This is a genomic window from Paenibacillus sp. FSL H7-0716, assembly GCF_038002705.1.
Classification (GTDB): domain Bacteria; phylum Bacillota; class Bacilli; order Paenibacillales; family Paenibacillaceae; genus Paenibacillus_AQ; species Paenibacillus_AQ odorifer.
This window is the reverse complement of the sequence record NZ_JBBODA010000003.1, coordinates 40,530-64,009: the sequence shown is the minus strand read 5'-3', so window position 1 is coordinate 64,009 and position 23,480 is coordinate 40,530. Positions and strand designations below refer to the sequence as shown.

Sequence of the window (23,480 nt, the reverse complement as noted above, 5' to 3'; positions counted from 1 at the left end):
TGTACCTAAGCCATGGTGATGGTTTTTGGCACAACCTCTTTTGTGTATTATATGGAATTGTGCAAAAGGTTATCTGGCAGGAGCAAAATCAGCTACCGGCTTAAGAATCTCTTCGATGTGCTGTAAAGTATCTGCGGAGAGTACTGCATCTACAGCTTTGGCGTTCTCTGCAACTTGTTCTGGCTTACTGGCACCAATTAATGCTGAACTTACACCAGGCTGGCGTAGAATCCATGCCAATGCCAATTGCGACAGCTTCAGGTCTAAACTGTGAGCGAGTTCATCCAGCTGTCCAACCACAGACAACACATCATCACGGAGGTAGCTGGAGATTACACCATTAACTGAATTATCCGCTGCACGGGTTCCTGCTGGAGGTTGTTGTCCCGGTTTATATTTGCCAGTCAGAATTCCTTGCGCTAGTGGAGAGAAGACCACTTGACCCAGCCCCTCACGCTGGGATACTTCAAGGACCTCGTCTTCAATATAACGTTCGAACATATTATAGATAGGTTGATTCGAGATCAGTGGACGCAGATTCAGTCTGCGGCTGATACCAGCAGCATTGGAGATTTGGGCTGCGCTCCATTCGCTAACAGCGGAGTAGAGAATCTTACCTTGAGCCGTCAGATCATCCAGCGCGCGTAGAGTCTCCTCTACAGGGGTCTCTGTATCAAAGCGATGACAAAAATACACATCAATATAATCGGTGCCTAAGCGGCGGAGGCTGGCTTCACATTGCTCCATAATATGCTTGCGGGACAAACCACGGTTATTAACATCGTCTCCCATGGGGAAAAAGACTTTTGTACTTAGCACATAAGATGATCTTTCATAGGAGCGTAGAGCAGCCCCCATCGCTTTTTCGCCTTCACCAAGGTTATATGCATTAGCCGTATCAAAGAAATTGATACCGCATTCAAAAGCTTTGCTGATACAAGCATCGGCTGCCTTTTGCTCTGCTGCTGTTCCATATGTAAGCCAACTGCCTAGTCCGATCTCGCTGATTTTGAGCCCTGAATTGCCTAGTCTTCTATATTTCATTTTTCTCTTTCCTCCTTGTATTCTATATGATAACTTTACTTGTATTATAGGAGACATTCAAGTTGAATGATTAATATACTAGTAATCAAGGAGATGAAAGATTCAATGACTAATCCAGCTACTAAAAAATCAAAAGTGATCTTATTTCAGGGTGACTCCATTACGGATGGGAATCGGGGTCGTGATGAAGACCCGAATCATATTCTTGGACATAGCTATGCGTATATCATCGGAGGCAAGCTAGGGAATGAGCGGGCAGAAGAGAATCTGGTATTCTATAACCGCGGAGTGAGCGGAGATCGAATCTCCGATTTATATGCACGCTGGAATGAAGATGCAATTAGCTTGCAGCCTGACATCATTAGTATATTGATTGGGGTTAACGATATTTGGAGAATGATGAAAGGGGAACCAAGTGGAGTTACGGACCGTTTTGAACGCGCTTACCGTCACGTACTTGAAGAAACACGTGAAGTTCTGCCACATACGAAGCTGGTTTTATGTGAGCCTTTTATTTTAAATACCGGAGCTCCAGCTGAACAGTGGGCAGAATGGGAAGCGAAGATTAGACATTATCAGGGAGTGGTTAAGCAGCTGTCTGAGCAATTTGATACGGTCTATGTACCTTTACAGGATGCTTTCAATGCAGCTGCGGAGAGAGCAGAAGCAGCCTACTGGCTGTGGGATGGCGTTCATCCGACGACTGCCGGGCATGATCTGATTGCTGGGGAATGGCTGAAGGTCGTCTTGGAAAGTGGTCTTTTAAACAACTAAGTTATAAAGCCATTATCTCTCTTTATCTATGCACCTACTGATCACTCAGCGGGCGCATAGATAAGAGATACATGGTAATTATTTAAGAAATCGGTCCATTCCTCAGAAGGCTTCTGATCTGTAACGATATAATCCACTCTATCAAAGCTGAACAACTTAATGAACGCAGTCCGGTCAAATTTGGAGTGATCTACGAGCAGAACCACTTTATTTGCCTGCTGCTGCATAAGCACCTTCAGTTCACTTTCTTCTTCATTTGAATCGCTTAGCCCGCCTGTCATGGACAATGCTTTACAGCTGAATATGGCTACATCCACATTATATTTTCGAATCGTCTGTGAAGCGGTATTTCCAACAAAGGAGCTGGTCTCGGGGCCTAAAATTCCACCTGTGGAAATCAGCTTTTGACCGGAGTGTTGAAATTCGGATAATACCACCAGAGAGTTCGTAATAATTGTCAGATTGTTTTTCTCCTCAATAATTCTACGCAAGGCTTCAAACACCGTTGAGCTCGTATCCGTCACCAAGCTGTCTCCATCATTGATTAATTGCAGTACATTATCGGCTATGATTCGCTTCGCTTCAATATTGACCTGGTGTCTGCTGATATAGGAAGGATCTTCATTGGTATGGGCATTGAGAATGGCCCCACCATAATTTTTTTTGGCAAGACCTTCTTTGTCCAGTTTATCTAGATCCCGCCGAATGGTCTCTTCCGAGACGTTGAATTTTTGCGCTAGCTCTGCGACATGGACCTTCTTCTGTCTGTAAAGCTCTTTAATAATTAGATCCCGTCGTTCAAATGCTTTCATTCGTTCACTCACCTTTATATATAAATCGTCTGCTTTCTAGTGTACTACATTGTTGTTTAAATCTAAAAATAATTACATATTCACATAAAACCACAATATATAATAATGATATCACATAAAACCACACTTTTGTTTAGGTAATATGTTGTTTTATGTTGACTAAAGCGCTTGCAGATTTTATGATGAAGGAGAAATGGATCTATTAACGATGACTCTAAGATGATCTTGAGGAGGAACGGCATTGATAGAAAACTATCCGAAAATTGGTATCCGCCCAACCATTGATGGCAGAAGAAGAGGCGTTCGTGAATCACTGGAAGAGCAAACGATGGGCATGGCTCAGCGGGTGGCTAAGTTTATTGAAGCGAATTTAAGGTATCCGAATGGAAGTCCTGTAGAGTGCATCATCGCCGATTCTACGATCGGTGGTGTTAAAGAAGCTGCTGCTGCGGCTCAGAAATTCTCCGGGGCTAACGTAGGGGTGTCGATCACCGTGACGCCTTGCTGGTGTTATGGCTCAGAGACAATGGATATGGATTCATCCATTCCGCATGCCGTGTGGGGATTTAACGGAACGGAACGGCCGGGTGCTGTGTATCTAGCTGCTGTTCTCTCTGCGTATGCTCAAAAGGGAATTCCTGCGTTTGGTATCTATGGTGAAGATGTTCAAGAGTCTAGCAGTGAAGAGATTCCAGCGGATGTGCAGTCTAAATTGCTACAGTTTGCTAGAGCAGGCTTAGCAGTTGCTCAAATGAAGGGAAAATCATATTTATCTATGGGTTCTGTTTCGATGGGGATTGCGGGTTCCATTGTGAATGAACAATTTTTCCAAGAGTATCTGGGCATGCGCAATGAATATATCGATATGTCTGAATATGTCCGGCGCTTTGAAGAAGAGATTTATGATAAAGAGGAATTTAAGCGGGCGCTTGCGTGGACTAAAGAAAACTGCCAAGTTGGCGCCGATAATAATCCGCAGCATCTGCAAATCAGTGCAGAAGAGAAAGAGAAGCAGTGGGAGACCTGTGTGAAAATGACATTGATCGCCCGCGACCTGATGATCGGCAATCCGGTTCTCGCTGAGCTTGGTTTTGCGGAGGAAGCTAACGGCCACAATGCGATTGTTGGCGGTTTCCAAGGCCAGAGACAATGGACGGACCATTTCCCTAACGGCGATTTCATGGAGACGATGTTGAATTCCTCTTTTGACTGGAACGGTAAACGTGCACCTTATCTCGTAGCGACAGAGAATGACAGCCTGAATGGGGTAACGATGCTGTTCAATTATTTGCTTACGAATACAGCACAAATCTTTGCTGATGTCCGAACCTTCTGGAGTCCTGATGCTGTGAAGCGAGTGACGGGGCATCAATTGGAGGGAGAAGCAGCTCATGGAATATTGCATCTGATCAACTCTGGTTCGGCTGCGCTTGATGGCACAGGTGAGCAAAGGATAGAGGGTAAGCCTGCAATCAAACCTTTTTGGGAGATTACAGACGAAGAGGCTAAGGCTTGTCTAAGCAATACACAATTCCGGCCTGCTTCTCAAGAATATTTCCGGGGAGGCGGCTTCTCTACCGATTATTTAACCCAAGGCGGAATGCCGGTTACTATGGCTCGTTTGAACCTGGTGAAGGGGCTTGGACCTGTTCTTCAGCTTGTTGAAGGTCACACCGTAGAGCTGCCTGAAGAGGTTCATCATACTTTGGATCAGAGAACAGATCCGACATGGCCGACGACCTGGTTCGCTCCTAAGCTAACTAACAGTGGTTCATTCCAATCGGTATATGATGTCATGAATAATTGGGGCGCCAATCATGGGGCGATCAGTTATGGCCATATCGGGGCGGATCTGATTACGCTGGCGTCGATTTTGCGTATTCCAGTAAGTATGCATAACGTTGAGGAATCACGTATTTTCAGGCCACGGGTGTGGTCGTTATTTGGGACGGAGAATCTGGAAGGAGCAGATTACAGAGCCTGTCAGAATCTCGGACCGCTATATTAAAATCTTCTTGTGGAGCAGGTGTGCTTGAAATGGGTGATACGATTAAGCTTCTGGCTATGGATCTTGGCGCCAGTTCCGGAAGAGTGATGTTGGGATTGTATGACGGTAACACCCTTCGCATGGAAGAAATTCATCGGTTTGCTAATACGCCGGTGTATGTTGGCGGGCATTTGTATTGGGATGTTTTGAAGCTCTTCCACGAAATGAAAAAAGGAATCCAGAGAGCTTATAGGGCGCATGGAAAATTGAGGTCTCTAAGCGTGGATACTTGGGGAGTCGATTACGGTTTTATTGATAAAAGAGGGATGTTGCTCTATTCCTCCCATCATTATAGGGATAGGAGAATGGGAAGCCATCGTCTAGGGTTGGAGGCGCTGCTTCCACCAAGGGAGCAATTTAGCATTACAGGTATTCAACCGAGCTTGATTAATACGGTTTATCAGCTGTTTGCTGATTTTCAGGATAATGATTCTCTGCTAGAGGTCGCAGATACTATTTTAATGATGCCAGACCTGTTCCACTATTTATTCTCTGGTATCGCGGCAGCAGAAAGCACGATTTGGAGTACAAGTGGCTTAATGGATGCTGTATCTGGTGAAGTCTCCACTGAAGTATTCAGCAGGCTTAATATTCCGGTTGGTCTAGTGCCACAACGGGTTCAAGCGGGAACGGTTATTGGTTCTATCCTTCCGGTAATTCAAGAGGAGCTTAGCGTAGGTTCAATGGAGGTAATTGCGGGTGCTTCTCATGATACGGCTTCAGCAGTAGCGTCTATTCCTTATTCTCTAAAGGATGATGCAGCATTTATTAGCTGTGGTACATGGTCGTTAGTGGGCATGGAGACGCCTAAAGCTGTCATTACAGAGAAAAGCTATGAATACGGATTCACAAATGAGCAGTGTTACGGCCAATCTAATCGTTTGCTCAAAAATATAACGGGACTATGGATTTTGCAGGAGCTGCAAAGGAATTGGGCCGAAGCGGGAAAATACGTCAGCCAAGGCCAAATGGTTGAGCTAGCCGAAACTATAAATCATGCCCCAGCAATTATTGATCCGAATGATGAACTGTTTAGTACACCCGGCGTGATGACCCAGCGGATTAGAGAATATTGCGAACGAACAGGCCAGCAAGCCCCTTATACGAAAGCTGAGATTATACGCGTCATACTTGAGAGCTTAGCAGAGTCCTATCGCCATACGATTGACGAAATGGAAGAGATCACCGGCAAAAAAATCAATATCATTCATATGGTCGGTGGTGGGATTCAGAATGAATTGCTCTGTCAGCTTACCGCTAATATTACGGGGAGAAAAGTTGTAGCAGGGCCTGTGGAAGCCAGTGCAATTGGCAATATAATTATTCAACTGGCTGCCCTAGGGGAACTGGAAATCTGCGAGGGCAAGCAGGTAGTGGAAAGATCTTTTGCCTTTAAGACATATCAGCCTTCTTTGGTGAAGGTTTGTGAAAAATAGGATACGAGGAGAGAAACCCTATGGATACCTTGGAACAAAAATTACGTTTGCAGATTTGTGATATCGGGAGAAACCTGTTTAATAAAGATTTTATCGCGGCTAATGATGGGAATATTTCTGCTCGCTTATCAGAGAATGTAATTCTGACTACCCCCAGAGCGGTGAGTAAGGGATATTTAGAGCCTCACATGCTTGTAAAAGTGAATCTGCAAGGTGAAGTCCTTGAAGCAGCTGAAGGCTACAGACCCTCAACGGAAGCGAAAATGCATCTAAGAATTTATAATGAGCTGCCAGAGATGAAGGGTGTGGTCCATGCACATCCCCCGTATGCTACTGCATTTGCCATAAAAGGTGAGGCGCTCGACAAGATGATGATGCCAGAGTCGGTGATTATGATCGGAGATATTCCGTTGGCGGAATATGGAACACCATCGACGGAAGAAATTCCAGATTCACTGATGCCTTTCTTGGGCAAAAAAACTGCGGTCCTGCTCGAGAATCATGGAGCCCTTACATGGGGAGAAGATGTTATGGAAGCGTACTTGAACATGGAGCGGCTTGAGTATACCGCCAAGCTCACCTTCATTACCCGGATGATTGGCGGGGAGAGAGAATTGCCGCAGCATCGGATTGATGAGCTGGTAGCGTTGCGATCATTTTATGGGAAGTAAAGAGGTGCCTTATGTTAAAAGGAATTCCTAAGCTGCTCTCTCCGGAGCTGGTACGCATTCTGATGGAAATGGGTCATGGGGATGAGCTTGTATTGGCTGATGCGAATTATCCCGGACATTCGTTGAATCCGAGGGTACTGAGATATGATGGCATCGGTATTCCCGAACTGCTGGATGCCATCTTAGAGTTGTTACCTCTGGATCATTACGCAGAGCAACAGGTGGCTTTTATGGCAGTAGTTGCAGGAGATCCAACTGTGCCGGTTATCTGGTCCACATATGAGACAATCATCGCCAAACATGATGCTGAAGCCACGATTAAACATGAGGAACGTTTTGATTTCTATAACCGTTCTAAGCAAAGTTATGCAGTTATAGTTACTGGTGAAGAAGCGTTGTATGGGAACGTTATTCTTAAAAAAGGCGTTATTAAAAGTTAAAATAACGGAAACGAAGCCGCTAACCGCTTGGGTGACCAAGGAGTTAGCGGCTTTTTATGCTGCAAGGATAAGTATTTATAACCGGATTACTCGGTACTCATATGCACCAAGGGAGAGGGGACCGTTGGCCACGGATTTGCCTGAGAGAACATCATGTCCGTCCCGCGGGAGTGTGAGACTTCCCCCGTGTCCATCCATATTTACAAGGGTCCAGACTTCGGCAGCTTGGTCATCGCTTCTAGGGCAGACAAGGGTTCCCTTAGTGACATCACTGCGTAGGGTAACACCAGCACGTTCTGCATAATGATCAATGAGTTTACATAACATTAGGTTGCCTTCTTCACCGGCAGGCATTGAACCCAGCATAACAATAGTGCCTTGTCCGTAAGGCTGCTCCGTCAGGAAGGACAACCCCGGCGTCACCCCCTCCGTAATCATTCCGATACTGGAAACGGACTCTGAAACAGGTTCAAAAACAGAACTCCACAAGGACAAGGGAGCAGATAGACCAAAAGCGTGTCCAATCGTGCCTGTTGATTCCAGCGGATAGGTAAACTTAGTTTTGACGCCTGCTAACCGTTCCAATTCCCCAAGTCCGGCATTCGTGTGAAGGGTATGCTCCTTCGTTCGTCCTCCGGTAAGAGGACCGACAATCCAAATCCCGCCAGCTGCTGTGAAGTCCAGGGCACTTTGCACATACTCGGGGGACAAATAATGTACGAATGGAGTGAATAACAGCTTGTATCCCGTTAAGTCTCCGCCTTCTGGCAGCAGATCCCTGTGAATGCCCATATGAAGAATTCTTTTGTAGAAATCGCCCAGCAGACTACGATAATTTAGCTTCCGATGAGGTTCAGTTGCGAGATAAGCTTTGGTTCTGTCCGAATAGGTAATCGCAACATCTGCCCGAAGGGGCCGGGTGGAGAGCATAATTTGTTCAATTTCTTGCCGTGCTTGATTGGCCTCCAGCACATTAACGTACCCTAGAGCGGGTTCTCCCCAGGCACTAAGGATCGAGCTATGCGTTTGTTCACTTCCGGAAGTATGCTGGCGCCAGAGCCAATAGCAAAATGCACCTGCACCCAGCGCATAGGCGGCAACTGCTTCTGCTTTCAGATATCCGTTCGGATGTGGCACACCAAAACTCACTAGAGATGCGGCAAACGAGGGTCCGGTCTCCATTATCCAGAAATCTTTTCCCGGCTTGAAATTTCGCCACAGATCACAGTTAAGCAGATAAGCATGCATATTTTCCTGTGAGGCATAGGTGTCGTAGGCAGCAAAGTCGAGATTTTGAAATAGCCGCTCATTATCTAGATGAAAAGCGACACTGCTGTTGTGGGTAATTGGCGCAGTGGAGTGGCGGCGGATAATATCAGCCTGCTCATCGGCGAATTCAGCGATCTTTTCCATTGAAAATAAGCGGTACATCGTCCGCAGGGATGAATTGTGGAGGAAAGGTGCGGGCCCTGGCTGTGGCACCTGATCAAAACGTTGATAAGTTTGGCTCCAGACGGCTGTTCCCCATGCCTCATTCAACCTTTCAATGGAGCTATAGCGCTGCTGCAACCAGATATGCCATAAGCCTTTACAGGTTTCACACATACACTCCGCCACATGCGCTTTGAATTCGTTATCGAGCTGCCAGGCGGTTAACCCCGGAAGTGCTCCGGTCTCCTTGGCAATATGCTCCGTAATGATGGCAGCCCGCTTACGAAAATAAGGATTGTTCGTACAGATATGCTGCCGTGCTCCATGTCCCATTACCGTTCCGCTTTCATCCACATAACAGCGCTCAGGATGTCCATGAGTAAGCCAGATGGGGGGTGTAGGTGTCGGCGTACACATTACTGTGTCAATTCCGTTTCTATGTAACCTTTCGATATATTTCGCGACGGGACCAATATCAATCTTATCTTCTTCTGGCTCCAAGGCAGACCAAATGAATTCTCCGATTCGTACGATATTAATCCCCGTTTCTTTCATTAGAAGGATGTCCTGCTCAAGCACCTCTTCACTCCATAGCTCGGGATACCAAGCAGCACCGTAGTATAGCTTGTTCTTCAATTCAGTTCCTCCTTTAAGGCAAACATTTGCTGGAAATCATCACTTGGAATCATAGGTGCTTAATGTCTTACGGACAATAGTAAACTTTTGCGCGGTTTGGACTTTTTAGATAAAATGGGATTTTTAGCTTATATAGAGCGTTCAAAAAAGTCCGATTGCTGGAAAAAATCACTAGCAGCATAATAGGAGTCGCAGTAAGGGTGATTGCAGTAATCCATGGCTACAGTAATCGCGAGCTGTACATGACAAATGGAGGTGAACAGGATGAAGCACGTAACAGTTCCGGGAACTGCAGAACAACAGCCAAAACCGCAGACCTATCGAAATATCCGGGTAAGAAGATGGAAACGTTTTAAACGTGATAAATGGTTATATATTCTGCTGCTCCCTGGAGTCCTTTATTTTCTTGTTTTCAAATATGTTCCGATGTGGGGCGTGCTGTTAGCTTTTAAGAATTACCAGCCGTTTCTTGGTTTTCAGAAAAGTGAATGGGTAGGTTTTGAGCATTTTCGTGTTTTTTTCCAGAATCCCGATTTCTTTATGCTGCTGCGCAATACGTTATTGTTATCGTTTTATAATTTGATTTTCTTTTTTCCGGCGCCGATTATTCTGGCACTGCTTCTAAATGAAATACGGCTTTCCTTCTATAAAAAGACGATACAAACGATGATTTATGTTCCGCACTTTATATCCATGGTCATTGTGGCCAGTATGAGCTATGTATTTCTAACTACGGAAGGCGGGACTGTAAATGAGTTTTTGTATACGTTTACAGGCAGGAAAATTGATTTTCTAGCTAATCCCGATTGGTTCCGTCCATTGATTATTCTCCAGACGATCTGGAAGGAGTGCGGCTGGGGGACGATTATATTCCTGGCAGCGCTGGCCGGTGTAGACGTGGAGCAATATGAGGCTGCGGTAGTAGACGGTGCGAACCGGTGGCGGCAGATTTGGCATATTACGTTGCCTGCTATCCGCAGTACAATTGTTATTTTACTTATTCTTCGGATGGGAACGATTTTGGATAACGGTTTTGAACAAATTTATTTAATGATGAATGCTCTTAATCGTGAAGTAGGTGAGGTGTTCGATACCTATGTATACGCACTGGGGATTACCCAGGGAGCTTTTAGTTACAGCACGGCTGTTGGATTATTCAAATCAATAATCGGTGTGACGCTTGTGCTCGGAACGAATTGGATCGCAAAAAAATTTGGTGAATCTGGACTTTATTGAGAAGGGAGAAGCTTGCCGTGGCCAAACAATACAAGAGTACGGGTGGAACTGCATTTGATATATTCAATTATATATTTTTAGGGATTATCGGAATCGTAGCAATTCTCCCTTTCCTCTTTGTGGTTTCGGGCTCCTTCGCTACAGATGCGGAAATTACTAAACGTGCTGTATTCCTGATCCCGACCACGATTTCATTTGACGCCTACCGATTTATCTTTTCAACAGATACGATTATGCGCAGTATAGGGGTTTCTATTTATGTTACGGTAATCGGAACTGTCGTTAATTTATTCTTCACGGTAACTATGGCTTATCCGATGGCAAAACGATATCTGATGGGCCGTAATTTGGTACTCAACCTAGTTATTTTTACGATGCTGTTCGGTGGAGGAATGATTCCAACCTATCTCGTCATTCGGGAGCTGCATCTGCTGGATACGCTCAATTCTCTTATTTTACCGGGAGCAATTAGCGCCTTTAACCTGATTATTGTCAAAAACTTTTTTCAGGAGCTGCCTATAGAAATGGAAGAAGCGGCGCGTATTGATGGTTGTTCTGAGCTGGGCTTGTTGTGGAAGATTGTCCTTCCTTTATCCAAACCGGTTCTCGCTACATTTACGTTGTTCTATGCTGTGGGACATTGGAACAATTTCTTCTCGGCACTGCTCTACATTACGGATCCGACAAAATGGCCTCTGCAGGTGATGCTGCGACAGATCGTAATGTTATCCCAATCTGCGGCTGGCGATATGAGTTCTATGGATCCGAGCTTCGTGCAGCCACCGGAGCAGTCGATTAAAATGGCGGTTATTGTAGTAGGTACTCTGCCAATTTTATGTGTGTACCCATTTCTGCAAAAACATTTCGCTAAAGGGGTGATGCTGGGTTCTGTTAAAGGATAGCAAACTTAACTTATTCCAATTTGGAGGTATAATAATGGAAGCTAATCGTTCGGTAAAAAAGAAGCGCTGGTTGTTACTTTTACTTGTGGCTATGATGGTTACCACTGTTGTTGCAGGTTGCTCAGGTAATGAATCTGCTGGTTCTAACAGCAAAAGTGAGGGGAGTAGTAATACTGGAGAAGAGAAAAGCGAGTCCCCGCTGGATCTGACCCTCATGCTGCCGATATTCAAAACAAATTATCCGAAGGATGGCAGTCCGGTTGCTGCTGAACTGGAGAAGCAGACCCACACAAAAATCCACTTTGAGTGGGTCCCGAACGCATCTTATGCAGATAAATTTAATATTACGCTAGCTTCTGGGAAGCTGCCGACTATTATCTACGTGGGGGATGTTAAGGCTTCTAGTTTTGTGAACGCTGCCAAATCGGGTGCATTCTGGGAAGTAGGGCCTTATCTTAAGGATTATCCGAATTTAAGCCAAGCGAACCCGGTTATTCTGAAAAACTCGGCTATTGATGGGAAGAATTACGGAATCTATCGGGGGCGTGTACTCGGCCGTAACGGTATGGTTTTCCGTAAGGATTGGTTAGAGAAGGTGGGGCTGCAAACACCGCAGACAGTAGATGATTTCTACAATATGCTGAAAGCGTTCAAGGAAAAAGATCCAGACGGCAATGGTAAAGAGGATACTTATGGCATGGTGCTGGTCAAATGGAGCGGCCAATGGGCCAGCGGTTTTGATACCATTAAGTTATGGTTTGGAACACCGAATAAATGGGGCGTGCAAGATGGCAAGCTGGTGCCTGAGCATGAATATCCGGAATATTTGGAAGCGCTTAAGTTCATGAAGAAGCTGTATGATGAGAAATTGATCAACTCCGACTTCGCTGTGATGGACAGTGCCAAATGGACAGATCCGATCGTGAACAATAAGGCAGGAGTAATCGTCGATGTGGTCGATACAGGCGCCCGGGTGGATGATAAAATTCACGCTGCGCTAGAAAAAGAAGGCAAAGACGAACCGGATAAACATTATGTAGATGTAAGCGGGGGCGTAACAGGTACGGATGGCAAGCTACACACATTGCCGACCTCTGGTTTCTCGGGCATGCTGGCTATTCCAAAATCATCTGTGAAGAGCGAAGAAGAACTGAAACGGGTACTGGCTTTTCTAGATCAAATCAATAATCCGGAATTACAAACGATGTTAGGTTTTGGTTTGGAAGGTACTCACTACACGATGGTGGATGGTTTTATTGAACGCTCCAAAGACACTGTACTTGTGGAGTCAGAAGTGGAAGGCCTAAATCAAATATTGGCCTATATTCCTGAGGATAAGTCCAAGACTGTAGCACAAACACCGCTGCGTCTTAAACAAACTGAAGTTCAAAAGGCAAATGAAGCTTCGATCGTAGTTAATCCGGCAGAGGCCTTTATTTCCACAGTATATTCGCAAAAGGGTGCTCAACTCGACAATGTAATTAATGATGCACGCATAAAGTATATTGTAGGACAAATTGATGAAGCTGAATTGAAATCAGCATTTGACGTATGGAGAAAAACAGGTGGAGATGATTTAGTAAAGGAAATGAACGAATTATACGCTAAGGCTGACCACTAGATCCTTCCTAGTGCTTTTATCCGGCTGGAAAGGATCTGAGGAGCAAAACGAATGTGGTTCGATTGCACTTCAAATTTATCTGATTCGGCTGGTGAGAGCATAGTGATGAGAAATGTGGCGAAATGGAAGCGTTATACAAAAGGCTGGTCAGGCTGTAAAGGCCGGTATTATCGGAAAAACCTGATCATTATGCTGGTGGTGTCATCTATTCCGGGGTTTATTATTGGTGCGCTTGTCTACTGGATGGCAGGGGGACGTCTGGAGAGCGAGCTGCTGCAGATGCATAACAGGCAGATTGAACAGCGGGCGGCTAATATTGATGATCAGCTGTCCAATCTGGAGCTGATGCTGGCACATTGGGCTTTTGATCCCAAGTTTGATTACAGCTTGAATGGCGTTGATTTTATTCAGGATCATGAGCGGGCTTGGGATATTACGAAGACACTCGTAGTGATGCAGGGCTCAAACACGATGACGAGTAACGTTGAACTCTATCTATCAGGAGATCATCCATTACTATTTAATCCCGAATATGGCACGATTGACTCCAACGCGATATCTGGTCAATATGACAGATTAATTGAAACTGAACAAAGCACCTATTGGACGCAGTGGGCATTCGATCCCAATAAACCAAATGTCAAAGAATTAACGCTTGTCCATCATATTCCGGGCGGAAGCTTGAAGCCCTTTGGGGCTCTTTTGCTCCGCATGGATACGGAGAAAGTAGCTGCGATGCTACGAACTATGACACCTTATAATAGCGGCGAGACATTTTTGCTGCAGACGACGGGGGATTTGTACGTATCTGCTGGAGACAGTGCCGAGGATTCTCCCTTACTAACCGCATTGCATAATGAGATTGTGAAACGGGGCGCGAACCAGGAGTCAAATCTTGAGTCCTCTTTTCTCTTCGACTGGGGTAAGGCTACATATGCAGTGACTTATGGTGAGTTTTCCCGACTCTCCGCAGATTGGCTCTATGTGTCCGCTTCACCGATAACCAGCATAACTTCACCTGTCGTCTTCATTTCAAGACTGATATTTTTAGTTAGCTTTAGTGCTTTGCTGCTGGCGGCGATTCTGTCTTGGTTTGCTTCCCGTAAAATCTATTCACCGATAGGACGGTTGCTGCAGACTTTGTTGCCTGACCAAGCAGCGGCTGCGAGTAGGGAGGATGAGTTCATTCTGATTGAACGGCATTGGCAGAACTTGCACGGGGAGAGCCATGCTCTGAAGTACACTCTTTCCGAGCAGCTTCCACATGTGAAGGAAAGCTTCCTGCATCAGCTGTTTCAGGGGTATTTATATTCTTATTCTGAGCAGGATCTGCAAAGCCGGATGCGGCGTTTTAAGTGGGAAGTAGAGGATTGTCATTATATTATTCTTTATATTCAGCTTACAGGCATCTCCAGCCAGGAGGGAAAGTTCCGCAACGGTGATGAAAGTCTTGTATCATTCGCCGCCGTCAATATTATCGGAGAATTGTCTGCCGAGCACTTCAACCAGGCTGATATTATCAATTTCCATGATCTCACGGCAGGATTACTTCTTATCGAACCCGTTGCGAATCCATCGCTGGAAGCGGTGCAAGCCTTTAGCGAAGAACTGACAGGAACGATTAATCGCATGTTAAAAATGAGGGTAACAGTGGCGTTTAGTGCACCGGTTGGAAGGATATCCGGTATTCCGCTAGCGTTCGAGGCTGCGAAGCAAGCCGCTAGTTATCGCCAGTTTGGTGGTGAGAACCAGATTATTAATATGGAGCTACTGGATCGTGAGGGGCAAAGTACGCCTGAACCGCAATATTCGTTCACTTTGGAGCGCGGAATGATTCAGGCCCTGCGCACAGGAGAAGCGGAAGAGGCTTACCGGCTGTTGGAGGAATTTCTGGAGGCACTGTGTGCCAATGGGGCAAAAGTGATTGATGTGCAGCAGGGCATGCTTCATTTGTTAGGCAGTATTCAGCATGCCATTATGGTCTCAGGCATTCATCCAAACCAACTGTTCAAAGGGGCTAATCTGTATGCGGCACTGTCGCAAATTCATGAGCCGAAGCTTATCCTTGCCTGGTTTCAGGAAAAAGTAGTCGCACCGTATCTGACGGAGCTGAGTGAGCGTTCGGATGCCGGAATCAAACGGACGATTGAGCATGCCATGATGTATATCAATGAGCATTATATGGATAATATTTCGCTGGATGGATGTGCGGATTATACAGGGATCAGCCCATTTTTACTGAGTAAATCATTCAAACGGGTCACCGGGAAAAATTTCATCGATTATCTGACCGAATTACGGCTTGATAAAGCCAAGGAGCTGCTGCGTGATACCTCACTGCGAATTAACGATGTAGCTGAACAGGTGGGTTATCAGCATAGCTATTTTAACCGGATTTTTAAGAAACAAGAGGGAATAACTCCAAGCCGCTATAGAGAGCTAAGCCATAATAATGAAGCTCTTTAAAAGTAAAGAGGACGTGCGGCGAAGAACGTATGAAGGAGATGGTTGTTGTGCCTACGGCTCTGCCGATTAGCCTGCTTTGGCTAAACAAGCCTGCTATTGATGTGGGTGTTACCTGGGGGGTTCCTTGGAAAAAAGGAGCGCTTGACAGGGAATCGTTAAAGAATCTCTGCTTAAGTATGCCGAAGAACGAAAAGCATATGCCGCTGCAAAGCTGGCCAGCAGCTTTTTGGCCAGACGGGAGCATCAAATGGTCCACGCACTCAGTAGTAAACAAAAATTCGGATATTCAGCAGGATTCCTTAGCGACAATGACAATAAATCAAGCGACTTCAGCTACGGAAGTGACTGAGCGACTAACTGTGCAGGAAACAGAGGAAGCTTTCATTATAGATACAGGTGTTATTATTTGCACGGTTAACAAGCAGGGGAAGGGTCTTATCCGCAGTATTGTGCGCAGAAATCCGGCGGACACGGAAGGAACCGAAGTATGCAGTAGTGGCGAGCTTGTATGTATACGTGAACAGAGGGATGAGGGTGCTGGCACCCTGAGCATACGTGAGGAGCGATTCGCAGGACGAACGTTAAGTGCCATCCTTGAACAAGACGGACCCGTTCGCGCAGTAGTGAAGCTAGAGGGACTCCACCAAGCTTCGCACAGTGCTCGTGAGTGGCTTCCCTATACGTTACGTTTATATTTTTATGCTGGGCTGGAATCTATTCGATTAGTTCATACGTTTCATTATGACGGTAATCCGCAGCAGGATTTTATTAAAGGATTAGGAATAGAATTCACAGTGCCGCTGCGTGGACCGCTACACAACCGCCATGTTCGTTTTGCCGGAGATAGCGGCTTGTTTAGCGAGTCTCCTAAGACGTTGCATACACGGCGAACCAAAGGTAAGTACCGTGATTTATTCGTCGATCAGGTAGCAGGATGTGCTGTGAAATTTGATCCAGAAGAGGATGCCTATTTTCTTAGTTTATTGGATGACTCCGCGACTTGGGGCAGCTTTCGGCTGGTTCAAGATTCTTCCGAACATTATGGGATCTGGAAGCGGACAGAGGATGGGTGCGCTTGGATCAAGGCAGCAGAAGGCCGCCGGGCAGGTGGGCTTGGTTATGTTGGGGCAGAGGGCGGAGGGCTAGCCGTCGGGATGAAGAATTTCTGGCGTAAGCATCCGGCAGGAATGGAGATTGGTTCCACTGCCACAGACGCGGCAGCTCTTACTGTCTGGTTCTGGTCACCTGATGCGGCAGCTATGGACTTACGGCATTATGATACGAAAACGCATGTGGAATCCTCGTATGAAGGTGCAGAAGAATTACGGGCCACTCCATTTGGTATCGCTAATACTAGCGAGCTAACATTCTGGTGTACGGCACAGACTCCCGGGCCTGAATTGTTGCAGCGGATGCAGGCAGAAGCTGATGAACCTTCATTGCTGGTTTGCGAACCAACTTATTATCATGAAGCGGGTGCTTTTGGTTTCTGGAGTTTGCCTGATCGGAGCACGCCAGCCAAGGCGTATCTGGAAGAGCGGCTGGACGGGATCATCTCCTTTTACAAGGAAGAGATCGAGCAGCGCAAATGGTACGGTTTTTGGGACTACGGAGATTTCATGCACAGCTACGATCCGGTCAGACATGTATGGAACTATGATCTCGGTGGCTGCGCCTGGCAGAATTCCGAGCTGGTGCCAAATATGTGGTTGTGGGTAACGTTTCTCCGGTCCGGGAGAGCGGATGTGTTCCGAATGGCTGAAGCTATGACCAGGCATACGAGTGAGGTAGATGTATATCATTTTGGCGAATACGCCGGACTAGGCTCGCGGCATAATGTCATCCACTGGGGCTGCGGCTGCAAAGAGGCTCGTATCGCCATGGCGGGTCTGCATCGCTACTATTATTATCTGACCGGAGACGAGCGGGTCGGCGATATTATGGACAGTGTAAAGGATGCTGATTATTCAACAGTTACTCTGGACCCGATGCGGGCGTATTTTCCGAAGGATGAATTCCCGACTCATGTTAGGGTGGGTCCGGACTGGGCAGCCTTTAGCTCTAATTGGATGACCCGCTGGGAGCGGTTCGAGGATACCGCTTATCGTGACAAGATTATAACAGGCATGAATTGCATCAAAAGGGCAAATTTACGGCTATTATCTGGTCCCACATATGGTTATGATCCGGCAACTGGCCTATTGTCAGGAATGGGCGACGATAACTGGGGGCGTCATTTAGCGATTAGTATGGGAGGTCCGCAGGTGTGGTTCGAGCTGGCGGCAATGCTGGAGGACCCGGACTGGGAAGATATGCTGGCTGAGTTCGGTGTATTTTATAATTTGCCACAAGAAGAGAAGGACGCATTTACAGGAGGGTTGATTTCAGGAAAACTCCGTTTTGAGCATCCTGTACTCAGCGTAGCCATTGCGGCATATGGAGCATATTACCGCAAGGATCCAGCGACGGCAGAGCGGTGCTGGTCGATTCTGCTGGAGAATCCGTTTGGTTGTGTGAATCTACAGGAGGAAGCTGATCGGGTCACTTATATGACTGAGTTAAATGAGATCGATTGGATGAATACAAATGAAGCCTCGCAGTGGTCTTTAAATACGATTATTGCCTTGGAATTAATCGGTAGTGCTTTACCGGAACGCGCGAATTAAAGGCTTCATTGTGGGGAGGAATGATTTATGGCTAGGCCGATGCAGGACACGGGTATAGGTGGTTTGATCCCTGAAGCATGGAAACCAATCTACCATAATCCCCTCGCTTCAACTAGTGATATCGCTGGATTCCAAATGGAGGGAGAGGGAGCGGTTTCCTTCCCTTTGCAACGAATGAGACTAGAGAGTACTATCCATGCCGAGGCCGGACAACAAGCAAATGTCGTTCTCTGGTGTCCAGAAGAGTTCCCGGCAGATCTCGCCGTATCTTGGAATTTCCGGCCATTGCGTGAGCCGGGGTTGGCGATTTTGTTTGTAGCGGCCAAAGGAGAGGGTGGGAAGGATTTATTTGATTCCACGCTTGCTCGCCGTACGGGTGAATATGATCAATACCATCACGGGCAGATAGACACGTATCATATCTCGTATTTTCGCAGGCGTTGGGTGGAAGAACGTGAATTTCATACCTGTAATTTGCGCAAAAGTTATGGTTTTCATCTGGTTACGCAGGCAGCCGATCCGCTTCCGGACGTCAGCGACATGACTGAGCCCTACCGGATGTTAGTGGTGAAACGTGGCCCTATGCTGTTTTTTGCAATCAATGAACTGCCGATTTTTACATGGATAGATGATGGTGAAACCTATGGGCCGCTACTGACAGGCGGGAAAATTGGGTTCCGACAGATGGCACCCCTGATTGCTGAATACTCGAATCTGACGGTTTTTGGACAGTAATGCGAAGGAGGCTTCAGATGGATGTCTATTATTTATTATTGTTACCCTGAGGGCAGACATAAGGCGCTTACAATGAGCTATGATGACGGCAGACGGGCTGACGAAAGATTGGTAGGACTATTTAACCGCCATGGGATTAGAGGAACATTTCATCTCAATTCTGGTCTGCTGGGTGAAGGTGATCGTATTACGGCAGATGAAATAACTGAGCTGTACCAGGGACATGAGGTATCTGTCCATACGCAACACCATCCGACGCTGGCCCGTTGTCCGCAGGAGCAAATCATCCATGAGATTATGGAGGATCGAAAGTATTTTGAGACGCTGCTCCAGGTGCCGATACGGGGGATGTCTTATCCTAACGGTTCCTTTAACAAGGAGATAAAGAAGCTTTTGCCTCATTTAGGCATGGAATATGCCCGTGTGGTGCAGACCACTGGCGGCGGCTTTGGGCTGCCGGAGGATTGGCTGGAATGGCGGGGGACTTGCCATCATAATGATCATTTGCTGGAGCATGCGGAGCAGTTCGTGAAACTGCATAAACGGCAGTATTTATATCTGATGTATGTGTGGGGTCATAGTTATGAATTTGATAACGATAATAACTGGGAGCTGATGGAAAGCTTCTGTGAAGTAGTGGGAGGACTAGAGGAAATCTGGTACGCGACAAATATTGAACTCGTTCATTATATGAAGGCTTGTGAAGCCCTTATTATCTCCGCTGCTCGGGATTTTGTATATAATCCGGGAGCGGTATCTGTCTGGCTGGAAATCGACGGTATGATTATAGAAGTAGCAGGCGGACAAACCGTCCGTTTCCCTGAGATCTAATCGAAGAGAGAAGACAGGAGGATTCTAATGAAAACGAAGGACACACAATTAGTCTATCAGCTGGCAAAAGTAGATATTTCCGCTGCCGGTCCACGCTGCAAAATGCTTATTGGCGATCTGAATGGGGATGGACGTGCGGAAATGCTGCTGGTTCAGCCGGATAATCGCCAGGATGTTCGTTATATTCCCCATCAGGTGCAATGCCTGACCGCTTTTGATATGGATGGCAAGCTGCTGTGGCAGGTGGGCACACCTGATCCTGACGCTGGCAGCCAAGGCTCGGACTATCCAGCGCAAATTTATGATATAGATGGTGATGGGGCGCTGGAAGTATTATGTGTAATGGATGGACGGTTTCATATTCTTGAAGGTTCAACAGGAACGGTTAAGTCGATATACGACTTACCTGCTGAACATGCACATGATTGTATTATCATCGCCAATCTAACAGGGCAAGAACATGCTTCCGACATCATTCTGAAGGACCGTTATCATCAACTGTGGGCCTTGGATAAGGATTTCAATTTATTATGGACGCATACAGGCAATGTAGGACATTATCCGTGGGTTCACGATCTTCATGGAAATGGACAGGATCAAGTGATGGCAGGTTATGATCTGCTTGATTCTAAAGGTAATTTATTATGGAGCTGCCACGATCTGGATGACCACGCGGACTGTATTTGGGTTGGCGATGTGAATGGAGATGGTTATCCTGAACTGGTTGTCGGCGGAAGCGTAACGGTGATGTATGACCGGGACGGGCAAGAGCTTTGGCGTTATGACGGTTCCATAGAGTCACAGCATCTGGCGTTAGGCCGATTCCGGCCTGAACTGCCTGGCCTTCAGGTTGCCGGTCTGGACCGAATGATCCGCGAAGATGATGGCAAAGGGCTGAAGGGCAAGGATGCGTTGTTTCTTCTAGACTGTAATGGCAAGGAACTGTGGAAAGAAGAACGTACAACCGACGGTTGGCTGACTATAGTGGAAGCCGTGAGCAACTGGCAAGAGGGTTCTCCAGATTATATTCTCGCTTACCGCCGGGGAGGCGGGGTATATCCTGCTTTGTACGATGGACATATGAGGGTTGTAGCTGAATTCAAGGAGGAAGGTTATGCCGTTCACGGCGATCTTCTGGGATGTGGCAGGGAACAGGTTGTAATTTATAATGATGAGTCAGCAACGGTATATTCAAGCGAGAGGATAGATATTAGTACCTGTGCCTCTGAGAAATCGTTACCTCACGCTAAAAGATTGTACAACTCGACGCTGTATCCTGGTGGAGAAATAACGGTGTGAAGGAGGATACGCTTAGTGAGTACTTATATTCCAGAATACTTTCCTGATCCTGATTGTATTGCCAAATCTAATGGGGGCAAAATCGAAAATGTACTGGCCACTGTGGCCAGCCGTTTTATCGGTGCCTATCCCCCGCAGCCTCCGGTTTACCGGGTACATTCACAGAGTGGTTTCAACCGGCTCCGCGACTGCCGTTACGATATGAATCTGGAAGAACGACTGCCGGAGCTAGAGGTGGGACAATTCGTATATGTATGGGGAAAGCTGTGGAGTGACAATGAGGTAGAAGCCCCTTTCTCAGTTAGTTGCTACAGTCCAGTTAAGGTTTACATAAATGGACGTCTGGTGTTTAGCTCCAATCTAAATGATGATGTGTTTCCGGACCGGAGGACGTTTTTTCGGGCGGGCATGGATAAAGGCTGGAACCATCTTGTACTGGAGTATGTTGCAACAGGTACAGGTTGCGGAGGGGTTTTTGGAACGGGCAGTGTCAAAGGTGCACCGGTACACTTTCTTACTCCAACGGCGCAGTTAAGCGGTTGTGAAGGTTGGATATATAGTGGACCCCAGCAGACGTCTTGGGCAGCTTGGCTGAAGGCTGAATTCACTGAAGAGCAAATGACTGCTCGCTGCGCTTGGTTTCCGATACAGCAATGGTCGCCACAGGAACAGGCATCTGGCAACTGTTCACGTATATTTGGGGAAAAGCTGGGAGCCAAGGCGTTTGCTTGGTGTAAGCTGGAAGTTAACAGCCTACAGAAAGACGACATTCGTCTGCAAGGTAGCTATCGTGGAATGGTTGAATTCTCTATCTATGTGAATGGGGAACTTGTAGCTGAGCACCAGAACACGACAGGCATGCTTGATATCCAACTGGAGCTTGGTTATGGACTACATGATCTCGTCGTGGAGTCCGTCTGCGGAGAGGAAAACTGGGGATTTGAATTGAACTTACGGTCTGGCGGTATTCCGTGTTGTCTCGTGCAACCTTATTCAGTCGAAGGATTAACTGATCCTTGGTTGTACCTTGGACTATTCACCTCGGGGACAGCGCCGAAAGTCTTAGAACTGCCCTCTATGGATACTTTATTTGGGGAAGCGGATGAAGTAACCTTTTGGCGGGTGGACCAACCGAATAGCTGGGTTAGGCCTTATTTGGAGAATGTTATGTTTGGGCGCTGGAATTACCCTCTAGGCGTAACCCTGTACGGATTGCTGAGAACAGGAGTAGAGCTTAAGGCTACCCATTATGCCGAATATGCACAACACCATATTGAGCAATGTACAGGGCTGCATGAATATGCCTTATGGGACCTTGGACGTTATGGCGCTCCGGGCATCAATCATCAGCTGGCGCTGATGGATTCGCTGGACGACTGCGGATCCTTCGGGGCAACGATGCTGGAAGCAAATAAGCTTCGTCCACTACAGGGCGCACCGGAAGCTGCTGCTGAAATTGCCAATTACATTACTAAAGTGCAGAGCAGGCTGCCTGACGGAGCTCTGTATCGGACCAGTGGCACAGTTGATTTCATGCAGCGGACGATGTGGTGTGATGATCTGTATATGAGCACGCCATTTCTAAGCAAATATTATGAATTGACCGGAAATGCGGCTTATCTTGATGATGCGGCGGCGCAGTTTTTACATTACAAGGAGCGGCTGTTCCAGCCGGAGCTTGGCATTATGCATCATGTATATGATTATAAGTTTAATAAACCCAATGGCGTGCCTTGGGGCAGAGGTAATGGTTGGGTGATTTTTTCGCTGACTGAGCTGCTTGAAGTTATGCCTGAGCAACATCCGTTGCGGGCTGATTTGCTTGATTATTTCCGTGAGCTTAGTAAAGGCTATCTTAAGCTGCAAGATGAGCGGGGCTTATGGCATCAAGTGTTGACGGATCCTGAGTCTTACGCGGAGGCTTCTTGTACCTCTATGTTTATTTATGCTTTTGCTAGAGGCGTACGCTGCGGCTGGCTGCTGGAACCAGAGTCATACGTAACCTCTGCAATCAACGGCTGGAGCGGCTTAACCCGTCATTGTATTGACAAACAAGGCAATGTTTACGGTGTCTGCCGCGGTTCGGGTTATTCGTTTAACAAACTGTATTATAAAGATGAATTGACCTGGCAATTAAACGATACACATGGGATTGGCATCGTGCTGCTGGCCGGAATTGAGGTTCACAGGCTCGTACGAGATTTGGAAATGAAATCACATAACGAAGCAAAATGAATGGCATGATGAGGAATGAAACGACCGTATTAATCACAAAATGCCAGCGGAGCAGCGATTCTCCATTAGTGGGGATCGCTGCTCTTGTTATGCGTTACAGTGCTGCTTAACCCCCCGAACCCCCCCGGCCCCCCTTGAAACCGCCGATTACTCCTGCTAGACAAAGTTATGCGGACTCAGATGACGTTATTTGCAGAT

The 23,480-nt window shown here is 46.6% G+C and carries 17 protein-coding genes; 14 read left to right on the top strand and 3 right to left on the bottom strand.

Annotated features, from left to right (window positions below; all coding sequences use genetic code 11):
* Positions 1 to 69: 69 nt before the first annotated feature.
* Positions 70 to 1,044: an aldo/keto reductase family protein gene (locus tag MHH60_RS05055; RefSeq protein WP_076138309.1), complete on the bottom strand. Its 975-nt coding sequence runs from the start codon at positions 1,042 to 1,044 to the stop codon at positions 70 to 72.
* Between the two features lie 66 nt (positions 1,045 to 1,110).
* Between MHH60_RS05055 and MHH60_RS05050 the strand changes: the two genes are divergently transcribed.
* The gene (locus tag MHH60_RS05050) at positions 1,111 to 1,818 is read left to right on the top strand and encodes an SGNH/GDSL hydrolase family protein (RefSeq protein WP_076138308.1); all 708 of its coding nucleotides are present in this window, start codon (positions 1,111 to 1,113) and stop codon (positions 1,816 to 1,818) included.
* 41 nt (positions 1,819 to 1,859) lie between these two features.
* Here the strand turns inward: MHH60_RS05050 and MHH60_RS05045 are convergent, their stop codons facing one another.
* Positions 1,860 to 2,630 (bottom strand): DeoR/GlpR family DNA-binding transcription regulator, encoded by a 771-nt coding sequence (locus MHH60_RS05045; RefSeq protein ID WP_076130709.1) that lies wholly within the window; start codon positions 2,628 to 2,630, stop codon positions 1,860 to 1,862.
* Positions 2,631 to 2,871: 241 nt separating this feature from the next.
* Between MHH60_RS05045 and MHH60_RS05040 the strand changes: the two genes are divergently transcribed.
* The 4 genes from MHH60_RS05040 to fucU are packed head-to-tail and all read left to right on the top strand — an operon-like array spanning position 2,872 to position 7,224.
* Positions 2,872 to 4,638: an L-fucose isomerase gene (locus MHH60_RS05040; protein WP_076138306.1), complete on the top strand. Its 1,767-nt coding sequence runs from the start codon at positions 2,872 to 2,874 to the stop codon at positions 4,636 to 4,638.
* Positions 4,639 to 4,667: 29 nt separating this feature from the next.
* Positions 4,668 to 6,113: a rhamnulokinase gene (locus tag MHH60_RS05035; protein WP_076138305.1), complete on the top strand. Its 1,446-nt coding sequence runs from the start codon at positions 4,668 to 4,670 to the stop codon at positions 6,111 to 6,113.
* Between the two features lie 20 nt (positions 6,114 to 6,133).
* A complete protein-coding gene (locus tag MHH60_RS05030; RefSeq protein WP_038569477.1) occupies positions 6,134 to 6,784 on the top strand; it encodes a class II aldolase/adducin family protein in 651 nt (216 codons plus the stop codon).
* An 11-nt stretch (positions 6,785 to 6,795) separates the two neighbouring features.
* The gene (gene fucU, locus MHH60_RS05025; protein WP_076138304.1) at positions 6,796 to 7,224 is read left to right on the top strand and encodes an L-fucose mutarotase; all 429 of its coding nucleotides are present in this window, start codon (positions 6,796 to 6,798) and stop codon (positions 7,222 to 7,224) included.
* A gap of 75 nt (positions 7,225 to 7,299) precedes the next feature.
* On the opposite strand, the gene MHH60_RS05020 is transcribed toward fucU, so the two are convergent.
* On the bottom strand, positions 7,300 to 9,291 hold the full coding sequence (locus tag MHH60_RS05020) for a beta-galactosidase (RefSeq protein ID WP_076138303.1): 1,992 nt from the start codon (positions 9,289 to 9,291) through the stop codon (positions 7,300 to 7,302).
* Positions 9,292 to 9,555: 264 nt separating this feature from the next.
* Here MHH60_RS05020 and MHH60_RS05015 point away from each other — a divergent pair, with 264 nt between their 5' ends.
* Genes MHH60_RS05015 through MHH60_RS04975 form a run of 9 tightly spaced genes read left to right on the top strand, consistent with a single transcriptional unit; the run spans position 9,556 to position 23,282 of the window.
* The gene (locus tag MHH60_RS05015; protein WP_036675672.1) at positions 9,556 to 10,527 is read left to right on the top strand and encodes an ABC transporter permease; all 972 of its coding nucleotides are present in this window, start codon (positions 9,556 to 9,558) and stop codon (positions 10,525 to 10,527) included.
* A 17-nt stretch (positions 10,528 to 10,544) separates the two neighbouring features.
* Entirely contained in the window at positions 10,545 to 11,429 is an 885-nt protein-coding gene (locus MHH60_RS05010) for a carbohydrate ABC transporter permease (RefSeq protein WP_076130713.1), read from the top strand.
* A 34-nt stretch (positions 11,430 to 11,463) separates the two neighbouring features.
* On the top strand, positions 11,464 to 13,050 hold the full coding sequence (locus MHH60_RS05005; RefSeq protein ID WP_076138302.1) for an extracellular solute-binding protein: 1,587 nt from the start codon (positions 11,464 to 11,466) through the stop codon (positions 13,048 to 13,050).
* Between the two features lie 51 nt (positions 13,051 to 13,101).
* Complete coding sequence (locus MHH60_RS05000) at positions 13,102 to 15,516, top strand: helix-turn-helix domain-containing protein (protein WP_081389161.1); 2,415 nt, start codon at positions 13,102 to 13,104, stop codon at positions 15,514 to 15,516.
* A gap of 29 nt (positions 15,517 to 15,545) precedes the next feature.
* The gene (locus tag MHH60_RS04995) at positions 15,546 to 18,182 is read left to right on the top strand and encodes an exo-rhamnogalacturonan lyase family protein (protein WP_256715234.1); all 2,637 of its coding nucleotides are present in this window, start codon (positions 15,546 to 15,548) and stop codon (positions 18,180 to 18,182) included.
* A gap of 27 nt (positions 18,183 to 18,209) precedes the next feature.
* Positions 18,210 to 18,917, top strand: coding sequence for a DUF1961 family protein (locus tag MHH60_RS04990; RefSeq protein WP_232061204.1), 708 nt, complete (start codon positions 18,210 to 18,212; stop codon positions 18,915 to 18,917).
* A gap of 21 nt (positions 18,918 to 18,938) precedes the next feature.
* Positions 18,939 to 19,748 carry a polysaccharide deacetylase family protein gene (locus MHH60_RS04985; protein ID WP_076138301.1) on the top strand — a complete coding sequence of 270 codons (810 nt, stop codon included), beginning with the start codon at positions 18,939 to 18,941 and terminating at the stop codon, positions 19,746 to 19,748.
* A gap of 27 nt (positions 19,749 to 19,775) precedes the next feature.
* Positions 19,776 to 21,047 (top strand): FG-GAP repeat protein, encoded by a 1,272-nt coding sequence (locus MHH60_RS04980; RefSeq protein ID WP_076138300.1) that lies wholly within the window; start codon positions 19,776 to 19,778, stop codon positions 21,045 to 21,047.
* A gap of 15 nt (positions 21,048 to 21,062) precedes the next feature.
* Positions 21,063 to 23,282 carry a glycoside hydrolase family 88/105 protein gene (locus MHH60_RS04975; protein WP_179088951.1) on the top strand — a complete coding sequence of 740 codons (2,220 nt, stop codon included), beginning with the start codon at positions 21,063 to 21,065 and terminating at the stop codon, positions 23,280 to 23,282.
* Positions 23,283 to 23,480 lie beyond the last annotated feature (198 nt).

What these genes read in the sequence shown, in the direction of transcription:
- MHH60_RS05045 (WP_076130709.1), bottom strand. Translation starts at nt 2,630, where the DNA reads ATGAAAGCATTTGAACGACGGGATCTAATTATTAAAGAGCTTTACAGA.
- MHH60_RS05055 (WP_076138309.1), bottom strand. Translation starts at nt 1,044, where the DNA reads ATGAAATATAGAAGACTAGGCAATTCAGGGCTCAAAATCAGCGAGATC.
- MHH60_RS05000 (WP_081389161.1), top strand. Translation starts at nt 13,102, where the DNA reads ATGTGGTTCGATTGCACTTCAAATTTATCTGATTCGGCTGGTGAGAGC.
- MHH60_RS05030 (WP_038569477.1), top strand. Translation starts at nt 6,134, where the DNA reads ATGGATACCTTGGAACAAAAATTACGTTTGCAGATTTGTGATATCGGG.
- MHH60_RS04985 (WP_076138301.1), top strand. Translation starts at nt 18,939, where the DNA reads ATGTCTATTATTTATTATTGTTACCCTGAGGGCAGACATAAGGCGCTT.
- MHH60_RS05015 (WP_036675672.1), top strand. Translation starts at nt 9,556, where the DNA reads ATGAAGCACGTAACAGTTCCGGGAACTGCAGAACAACAGCCAAAACCG.
- MHH60_RS04995 (WP_256715234.1), top strand. Translation starts at nt 15,546, where the DNA reads ATGAAGGAGATGGTTGTTGTGCCTACGGCTCTGCCGATTAGCCTGCTT.
- MHH60_RS05035 (WP_076138305.1), top strand. Translation starts at nt 4,668, where the DNA reads ATGGGTGATACGATTAAGCTTCTGGCTATGGATCTTGGCGCCAGTTCC.
- MHH60_RS05050 (WP_076138308.1), top strand. Translation starts at nt 1,111, where the DNA reads ATGATTAATATACTAGTAATCAAGGAGATGAAAGATTCAATGACTAAT.
- MHH60_RS04980 (WP_076138300.1), top strand. Translation starts at nt 19,776, where the DNA reads ATGAAAACGAAGGACACACAATTAGTCTATCAGCTGGCAAAAGTAGAT.
- MHH60_RS05005 (WP_076138302.1), top strand. Translation starts at nt 11,464, where the DNA reads ATGGAAGCTAATCGTTCGGTAAAAAAGAAGCGCTGGTTGTTACTTTTA.
- fucU (WP_076138304.1), top strand. Translation starts at nt 6,796, where the DNA reads ATGTTAAAAGGAATTCCTAAGCTGCTCTCTCCGGAGCTGGTACGCATT.
- MHH60_RS04990 (WP_232061204.1), top strand. Translation starts at nt 18,210, where the DNA reads ATGGCTAGGCCGATGCAGGACACGGGTATAGGTGGTTTGATCCCTGAA.